The organism is Staphylococcus sp. HMSC62B09, assembly GCF_001839115.1.
Taxonomy (GTDB): Bacteria; Bacillota; Bacilli; order Staphylococcales; family Staphylococcaceae; genus Staphylococcus; species Staphylococcus haemolyticus.
Window position 1 is genome coordinate 1 of the sequence record NZ_KV840163.1, and the last position, 7,763, is coordinate 7,763.

A 7,763-nucleotide genomic window follows, 5' to 3' on the forward strand; every position below is an offset into this window, starting at 1 on the left:
TTTGGACTCATCAGTCCGATTTGACGTAGAGCCTGAATTAACTACTTCTAGATTCAATATATTTATTAAAGCCTTCTTGTAATTGACGAGTAACAGGACCTACCTTACCGTCACCAACTTGTTCACCATCAATCTTAACAACTGGTGTCACTTCAGCAGATGTACTAGAAACAATGACTTCATCAGCATTTTTTAAGAATTCAACAGTAAATGTTTCTTCTTTAAAAGGAATATCTTCATCTTCAGAAATCCATTTAATAACCTTACGAGTAATACCATTTAAAATGTAATTATTAACAGGATGCGTATAAATGGCACCATCTTTAATCGCATATACATTACTAGAAGCGCCTTCTGTAACAGTTTCCCCTCTATGTTGAATTGCTTCACCAGCATTGTATTTAACCGCATATTCCTTTGCAAGTACATTTCCTAGAAGGTTTAAACTTTTAATATCACAACGTAACCATCTAATATCTTCAACAGTAGCTGCATTAATACCATTTTTTAAATCATCATATGGACGATCATAACTTTTAGCAAATGCCATAATAACCGGCTTTACTTCTGGAGTTGGGAACGAGTGATTTCTTGGTGCTACACCACGCGTAGCTTGAATATAGATACCACCATTTTGAATATTATTTACCTTTAATAATTCTCTAACTACATTTATTAATTCTTCGACAGTATAGCCTAAATCTAATTGAATTTCACTTGCACTTCTAATAAATCGTTCAAAGTGTTCTGTTACTGTAAATAATTTCCCATCATATGCTCTAATGTATTCATAAATCCCATCACCAAATACATAACCACGGTCTTCATAAGATACTTTAGCTTCATTTTGGTCGATAAATTCGCCGTTAATAAAAACTTTTGTCATAGATTATCCCTCCACACATAGCGAATAAATTGCTTCTAAATAGATACTTGTCGCGTTGAACAATTGCTTTTTAGTAATATACTCATTCTTTTGATGCATTAAATCCTCTGAATCTTCAAACATAGCCCCAAACGCTACACCTTTATCAAGATTTCTAGCATATGTTCCTCCACCTATTGTATATGGTTCAGACATATCACCAGTTTGATTTCTATAAGCTTTAACTAATTTTTGTACAAATGGATCATTTTTGTCTACAAAATGAGGTTGTTGAACTTTTCCTAATTCAAGGTCAAATCCATATGCTTTAATTTCTTTTGTAAATCGTTGTATTGCTTCTTCAAACTCAAATTTTTGAGGATAGCGTAAGTTTATGCCAAAACGTCCACCTTGTTTATTGTCGTAAGAAATTATACCAACATTTGTTGTTACATCACCCATGACGTCTGTATGGAATTTCATACCCATTTTCTCACCAAAGTGTGATTCATGAAGATAACGATTACTAAAGTCTACAAACTCTCTTGCAGTTTGATTTAAATTTAATGTTGATAAGAAATCTAATAAATATAAACCGGCATTAACTCCTAATGAAGGGTCCATACCATGAACAGCTTTACCTTCAAGCGTTAAAACTAACTCACCACTATCAACAACACTCTCACCCTGTAATTTATTTTGGTCTAAGTAGTGTTCAAAATGTTGTACAACGTCTGTCATATTTTCTTTTACAAATACTCTAGCTTGTGCATGATCTGGCACCATATTATAACGTTGTCCAGATTCAAACGATATTAATTCATAATCTGGTTCATCTTGGTCTTCAGAAGTGCTATTTTGGACTAAATCGAAAGTTGTTATACCTTTTTCACCATGAATAGCTGGAAATTCTGCATCCGGTGCAAATCCTAATGTAGGCATTTCTTCAGTTTGGAAATATCTTTCAGTACATCTCCAATCGGATTCTTCATCCGTACCTATAATGATATGAATGCGTTTCTTCCAATCAACTTTCATATCATTTAAAATTTTAACTGCATAATAAGCAGCTATTGTAGGACCTTTATCATCTAACGTACCTCTAGCAATAATTGCATCATCAGTTACAACTGGGTTAAATGGGTCTGAATCCCAACCATCTCCGGCGGGTACAACGTCAACGTGGCATAAAACGCCTAATACATCGTCACCCTTGCCCGCTTCAATTCTGCCTGCAATGTGATCTACATCATGGGTAGAAAAACCATCTCTTTGTGCAATTTCGTACATATAATCGAGTGCTTGTCGTGGTCCAGGACCAACTGGAGTTTCATCAGATGCTTTTGAATCATCTCTGACACTCTCAATTGAAAGTAGACCTTTCAAATCATCGATAATTTGACCTTCATATTCTTGAACTTTTTCTTTCCACATTCGAGATCAACTTCCTTTTCAATAGATATACATTTTATTTTACATAACTATGGATATAAATTACAGTAAGATGTCAGAATATTTATAGATTTTATAAAAAATATTATTAACTATATTAAATTTATACATTTGACACCCTTATATGGAGTTATATTTAACAAGATTGTACGTTAGCATGTTTAGTAATAATTATAGTTACTTGTTTTCAAATGTATCTTCTTATTAAATAAAAAAGAACCTAATACATTTTTCAATGTTCAGGTTCAAAAACATCTTAGATAAAATCAAGATTAATCTTTATCTTCTAATGCATTATTATTTTTCTTTAAGTCTTCTTCAGTGACAACTCTTAAATTGTTATTAACAGTTGCGCCACCTTCATCATCAAATTTACCTTCTTCTAATGAATCTTCTTTATTAGCATCTAAATTAGTAAATTTTGATTTTTCTTCTTCTAAAAATGATTTTGGATCATTTTTTAAACGATTAGCATAGTCTTGAGGATTATTTCTAACTTCTTGAATTGTTTCATTAGCTTTAGAACTTAATTGACTTGCTAAGCCTCTTGCGCTTTCTTTGTATCCCTCTGGATCTTCTTTATATTTATTATATTGTTCTTTTAATTTATCTCTACTTTCTTTTCGAGATAATACTACTGCTGCAGCTGCAGCGCCAACACCAGCAATTATTCTAAATAAACCTGTAGTTTTAGCCATATTAAACACCTTCTCCTTTATTAATGCTGTAAAAGTTTTAATTCTTTATCTGAAAGTAACTTATACTCTCCAGATTTGAGATTTTCATCTAACGCCAACTTAGCGATTTTAAGACGTTTTAATTCTAATACCTCATTTTCAATGGCGTGAAACATCCTTTTAACTTGATGATATTTACCTTCATAAATTGTAACCTGTGATGTAGTTTCATTTATTCTAGTTAATTGTGCTGGTTTGACTGGACCGTCAGAAAGGATGATACCTTTCTTAAATGCGTCAATATCAGCTTTAGTAACGGGATTTTGCGATGTCACTTCATATGTCTTAGAAACATGTTTAGAGGGACTCATTAAATCATGACTAAATTGACCATCATTTGTAATGAGTAGTAAACCTTCAGTATCCTTGTCTAGCCTTCCAACTGGAAAGATATTTAGATGTTGGTATTCCGGAATTAAATCAATTACTGTTCGATTTGATTCATCGTGTGTGGCTGAAATATAACCTTTTGGCTTATTTAGCATAATATAAACATTGTTAACGAACTCAACTTGCTTTTCATTTACACAAACCGTATCTTCTGTGGGGTTAATATAAGATTTAGGTGACTTCTCGACTGAAGTATTAACTGTGACCTTTCCTTTTTTTAAAAGTTGTTTAACTTCAGTACGCGTTCCAACACCCATGTTTGCTAAAAATTTATCTAATCTCATTTTAGGAATCCAACTTTACGACGAATCTTACCAGGTAAATCCCCTAAAAACTCATCAGCTAATCTGTTCTTGATTGTAATTGTTCCATAAATCAGTCCACCAACTATAACCCCTATAATTAGTATTATAAATGCACCAGATTTTCGATCTACAGAAATAAATAAGCTTAGTAAGAAGTAGACTACTTCAACACTTATCATCATGATTAAACTATAAATGAAAATTTTAGCAACTTGAACCAATGTATCAGTAAAGTGGAACTTGGCATAAACTTTTAAAATCATTAAGTTTGCAACATTGGCAACCGTTAATGCGATTGCAGTACTTAAAACAGCTCCTGATGTATGGAATATCATAATTAAAGGAATATTTAAGATTAATTTAACAAATACTGAGCCTAAAATTACAAAAACTGTTAATTTTTGTTTGTTTATTCCTTGTAACATTGAGGCAGTAACACTCAATAAAGAAATTAATATTGCAACAGGCGCATAATAAAATAATATTTTATTACCATCTGGATTGTATTGATAAAATACTGTATATAACGGTGAAGACAATGCCATTATACCTAGACTTGCCGGAACTGTTATATACATCAATACACCAATTGAAGTTTTAATTTGGCGATGCATTTCATTTAAGCGACCCTCTGCAAAAGTTTTGGTAATAAATGGTATTAAACTAACAGCAAATCCAGCAGCTAAAGATGTTGGGATCATAACAATTTTATTTGTTGTAAAGTTTAAAATTGTAAAGAAATAGTCCTTATTCGCATGAAACCCTGCTGCATCTAATGCATTATTATGTGTAAATTGATCCACTAAATTAAATAAAGGAAAATTCAAACTCACAATAACAAATGGAATACTATATGAAATAATTTCCTTATACATTTTTGTGTATGGCACGTCCAAACCGGTATGATCAGAAGCTACCATTTTTTGAATATGAGGTTTACGTCTACGCCAGTAATACCAAAGCGTTAACAAACCAGCAATTGCACCTATAGCAGCTGCAAATGTTGCTATACCATTTGCTTGTAGATAAGAACCATGAAAAACATTTAATACTAAAAAACTACCTATAAGAATAAAAACTATTCTAGCAATTTGTTCTGTTACTTCTGAAACTGCTGTAGGACCCATAGATTCATAACCTTGAAATACTCCACGCCAAGTAGCAAGTAATGGTATAAACATAACTACCATACTAATAACTCGGATAATCCATGTGATATCATCGATTGTCCAACCGCCTTTGCCTTCTTTACGTCCTAACGTTAAAGCAGCAATGTCTGGTGCTAAGAAGAATAATATTAAAAATCCAATTATTCCAGAAATGGACATCACTATAAAACTCGATTTATACAATTTTTGTCCGACTTTATACGCACCTAAGGCATTATATTTAGCTACAAATTTTGAAGCAGCTAACGGTATGCCTGCGGTTGCTACAGCAATTGCAATATTATATGGAACATAAGCATAGTTGAATGGTGCTAACTTTTCTTCCGCATTTGCACCCATAATGGCATAAAAAGGAATTACAAAAAGTACACCTAAAATTTTAGTAATAAGAATACTTAATGTAATAAGAAAGGTACCTCTTACCATTTCCTTATTTTCACTCATATTTAATCTTCCTGCCTTTTTAATAATCAAATTATTTAATTTAAAACCTGTAATTTTTAAGGGCTTGCATTACTATAAAATATATCACAAAATACTAATTGTTTACTAATTACTTTAATAGTTTTACTAAATTTAAGTTTAAACGCATAATAAATCAAGATATATAATTAATTAATGATGAACCAATCTTAAATTATAACTAAATTTATTGAGAATTCAAACGTATTTTAATTTATAATAAGAGAACTATGATTAACAAATGGAGGTTACTCTATGTATCAAACGATTATTATAGGTGGTGGACCTAGTGGGCTTATGGCAGCGGTTGCTGCATCAGAACAAAGTCAAAATGTACTCTTATTAGAGAAGAAAAAAGGTCTGGGTAGAAAACTTAAAATTTCAGGTGGTGGTAGATGTAATGTTACAAATCGTTTACCTCACGCAGAAATAATAAAAAATATCCCTGGTAATGGAAAATTTTTATATAGCCCCTTTTCAGTATTTGATAATGAATCTATAATTAACTTCTTTGAATCCAGAGGCGTCAAATTAAAAGAAGAAGACCATGGCCGTATGTTCCCTGTCACAAATAAATCTCAAGATGTAGTTGATACACTTGTAAATACCATTAAACAAAATAAAGTTGACATAAAAGAGGAAACTATCGTCAATGATATTAACGTAGAAGATAACGGGACTTTTAACGTTATAACTGATAAAGGTATTTTTTTAAGTAAAAGTGTCATTATTGCAACAGGTGGAACTAGTGTCCCTCAAACAGGTTCAACGGGTGATGGCTATAAGTTTGCTAAAAAATTAGGACATAGTATCACTGAACTCTTCCCTACTGAAGTCCCTATAACTTCAGCAGAGTCCTTTATTAAATCTAAAGAACTTAAAGGTTTAAGCCTAAAAGGCGTAGAATTATCTGTACTTAAGAAAAATGGTAAAAAAAGAATAAGTCATAAAATGGATATGATATTCACTCACTTTGGTATAAGTGGTCCTGCAGCGCTTAGATGTAGTCAATTTGTTTATAAAGAACAAAAAAACCAAAAGAAAAAAGAGATTAAAATGCAATTAGATGTGTTTCCAGAATTTAAAAATCATCTACTAGAAGAGAAGATAACATCCATCTTAAGTGAAGAACCTGACAAATATATAAAAAATAGTTTGAGAGGGTTAATAGAAGAAAGGTATCTTCTATTTATGCTAAAACAAGCTCAAATTGATGAAAATACTACTTTTCATCATTTATCAAATCAGCAACTTAAACAATTAGTTGAATGCTTTAAAGCGTTTACTTTTGAAGTTAATGGGACACTACCAATTGATAAAGCGTTTGTAACTGGTGGTGGTGTAAGTTTAAAAGAAATTTTGCCTAAAACAATGATGTCTAAAATTCAACCAGGACTATTTTTATGTGGTGAAGTCTTAGATATTCACGGTTATACTGGAGGATATAATATCACAAGTGCTTTAGTTACCGGCCATGTAGCGGGAAATGAAGCAGCCATATTTCAAATAGAATAAAAAGAACTTCCTTCAAACATATTGGTATTCAAAATGTTTGAAGGAAGTTCTATTAATCTTTAATTTGATTGTCAAAAATAGTGCAATTCAATCTTATTTAGCATTTTTTCTTCGTTTTGATATTAATAGCAAGAATAATCCACTTATTAAGGATAGTTGAGTTAATGGTACGACGTTAGATGTCATATTCACACCTGTATTAGGCAGTTGTGAGCTTCCATTAAACTTAGTTACTTCTAATTTATAATTTACTTTTTCTTTTTTATTTTTAGATTCTTCTTTTTGTATTTCATTCACTTTTTCAGTACTTTGTACAATATTAAATTTAATATTATTAAGTTTAACCTCTTTTTCTTCAACAATTTGCTTTAATAGAGTATCATGTTTAGCTTTAGCTATAGTATTTGTTTCTGAAATTAACTTACTATATTTATCATCAATATTATTTACTTCACTATTACTTTTTGCTTTTTTGATTGCTGCGTAAGCTTTATTTATAATTTGATCAATCTTATGTTTCGCAGTCGATTTTTCTTCATCAGTTGCAAATTGATTTGAATCAATTTTTGCTTTTTGTTTTGTTGCAATATCCATAAGATGTTTGATCGCTTTTTCTTTCGCAATAACTGTAGTTTGAACATTTTTAATTTTCAATTCACCTTTATTTAAAGACTCGTCGACTTCGTTATTGTTTAAAGATTTATCAATATTTTCTTTCGCAATTTTAACTGCTTCATCGACTTTCGCTTTCGCTGCTGCTTTTTCTTCTTCTGTCGCATTTGGCGTTTGATCGATTTCTGCTTTTTTAGTTCTAGCTGCATTATCAATCGCTGTTTTCGCTTCATCTTTTTTAACAACCGTCGGTTGG

Annotated in this window: 7 protein-coding genes; 1 reads left to right on the plus strand and 6 read right to left on the minus strand. The window is 31.4% G+C overall.

Annotation, left to right across the window (positions count from 1 at the left end; all coding sequences use genetic code 11):
* Positions 1 to 37 precede the first annotated feature (37 nt).
* The 5 genes from dat to HMPREF3265_RS10915 form a co-directional block, all read right to left on the minus strand.
* Complete coding sequence (gene dat, locus HMPREF3265_RS10895) at positions 38 to 886, minus strand: D-amino-acid transaminase (protein WP_070861671.1); 849 nt, start codon at positions 884 to 886, stop codon at positions 38 to 40.
* A gap of 3 nt (positions 887 to 889) precedes the next feature.
* Positions 890 to 2,299: a Cys-Gly-3M3SH dipeptidase gene (gene pepV, locus HMPREF3265_RS10900; RefSeq protein ID WP_070440090.1), complete on the minus strand. Its 1,410-nt coding sequence runs from the start codon at positions 2,297 to 2,299 to the stop codon at positions 890 to 892.
* A 290-nt stretch (positions 2,300 to 2,589) separates the two neighbouring features.
* The gene (locus HMPREF3265_RS10905) at positions 2,590 to 3,015 is read right to left on the minus strand and encodes a YtxH domain-containing protein (protein ID WP_070861672.1); all 426 of its coding nucleotides are present in this window, start codon (positions 3,013 to 3,015) and stop codon (positions 2,590 to 2,592) included.
* Positions 3,016 to 3,035: 20 nt separating this feature from the next.
* Positions 3,036 to 3,728, minus strand: a complete 693-nt coding sequence (locus tag HMPREF3265_RS10910; RefSeq protein ID WP_070861673.1) for a pseudouridine synthase — start codon at positions 3,726 to 3,728, stop codon at positions 3,036 to 3,038.
* Positions 3,725 to 5,362 carry a putative polysaccharide biosynthesis protein gene (locus tag HMPREF3265_RS10915; protein ID WP_053025160.1) on the minus strand — a complete coding sequence of 546 codons (1,638 nt, stop codon included), beginning with the start codon at positions 5,360 to 5,362 and terminating at the stop codon, positions 3,725 to 3,727. Before HMPREF3265_RS10915 ends, HMPREF3265_RS10910 begins: the two co-directional genes overlap by 4 nt.
* 273 nt (positions 5,363 to 5,635) lie before the next feature.
* Between HMPREF3265_RS10915 and HMPREF3265_RS10920 the strand changes: the two genes are divergently transcribed.
* Positions 5,636 to 6,895, plus strand: a complete 1,260-nt coding sequence (locus tag HMPREF3265_RS10920; RefSeq protein ID WP_070861674.1) for a BaiN/RdsA family NAD(P)/FAD-dependent oxidoreductase — start codon at positions 5,636 to 5,638, stop codon at positions 6,893 to 6,895.
* A 93-nt stretch (positions 6,896 to 6,988) separates the two neighbouring features.
* On the opposite strand, the gene HMPREF3265_RS10925 is transcribed toward HMPREF3265_RS10920, so the two are convergent.
* On the minus strand, positions 6,989 to 7,763 hold a 775-nt coding region (locus HMPREF3265_RS10925), incomplete at its 5' end, for a DUF1542 domain-containing protein (protein ID WP_141764283.1).

What these genes read in the sequence shown, in the direction of transcription:
- HMPREF3265_RS10920 (WP_070861674.1), top strand. Translation starts at nt 5,636, where the DNA reads ATGTATCAAACGATTATTATAGGTGGTGGACCTAGTGGGCTTATGGCA.
- HMPREF3265_RS10905 (WP_070861672.1), bottom strand. Translation starts at nt 3,015, where the DNA reads ATGGCTAAAACTACAGGTTTATTTAGAATAATTGCTGGTGTTGGCGCT.
- HMPREF3265_RS10910 (WP_070861673.1), bottom strand. Translation starts at nt 3,728, where the DNA reads ATGAGATTAGATAAATTTTTAGCAAACATGGGTGTTGGAACGCGTACT.
- HMPREF3265_RS10915 (WP_053025160.1), bottom strand. Translation starts at nt 5,362, where the DNA reads ATGAGTGAAAATAAGGAAATGGTAAGAGGTACCTTTCTTATTACATTA.
- dat (WP_070861671.1), bottom strand. Translation starts at nt 886, where the DNA reads ATGACAAAAGTTTTTATTAACGGCGAATTTATCGACCAAAATGAAGCT.
- pepV (WP_070440090.1), bottom strand. Translation starts at nt 2,299, where the DNA reads ATGTGGAAAGAAAAAGTTCAAGAATATGAAGGTCAAATTATCGATGAT.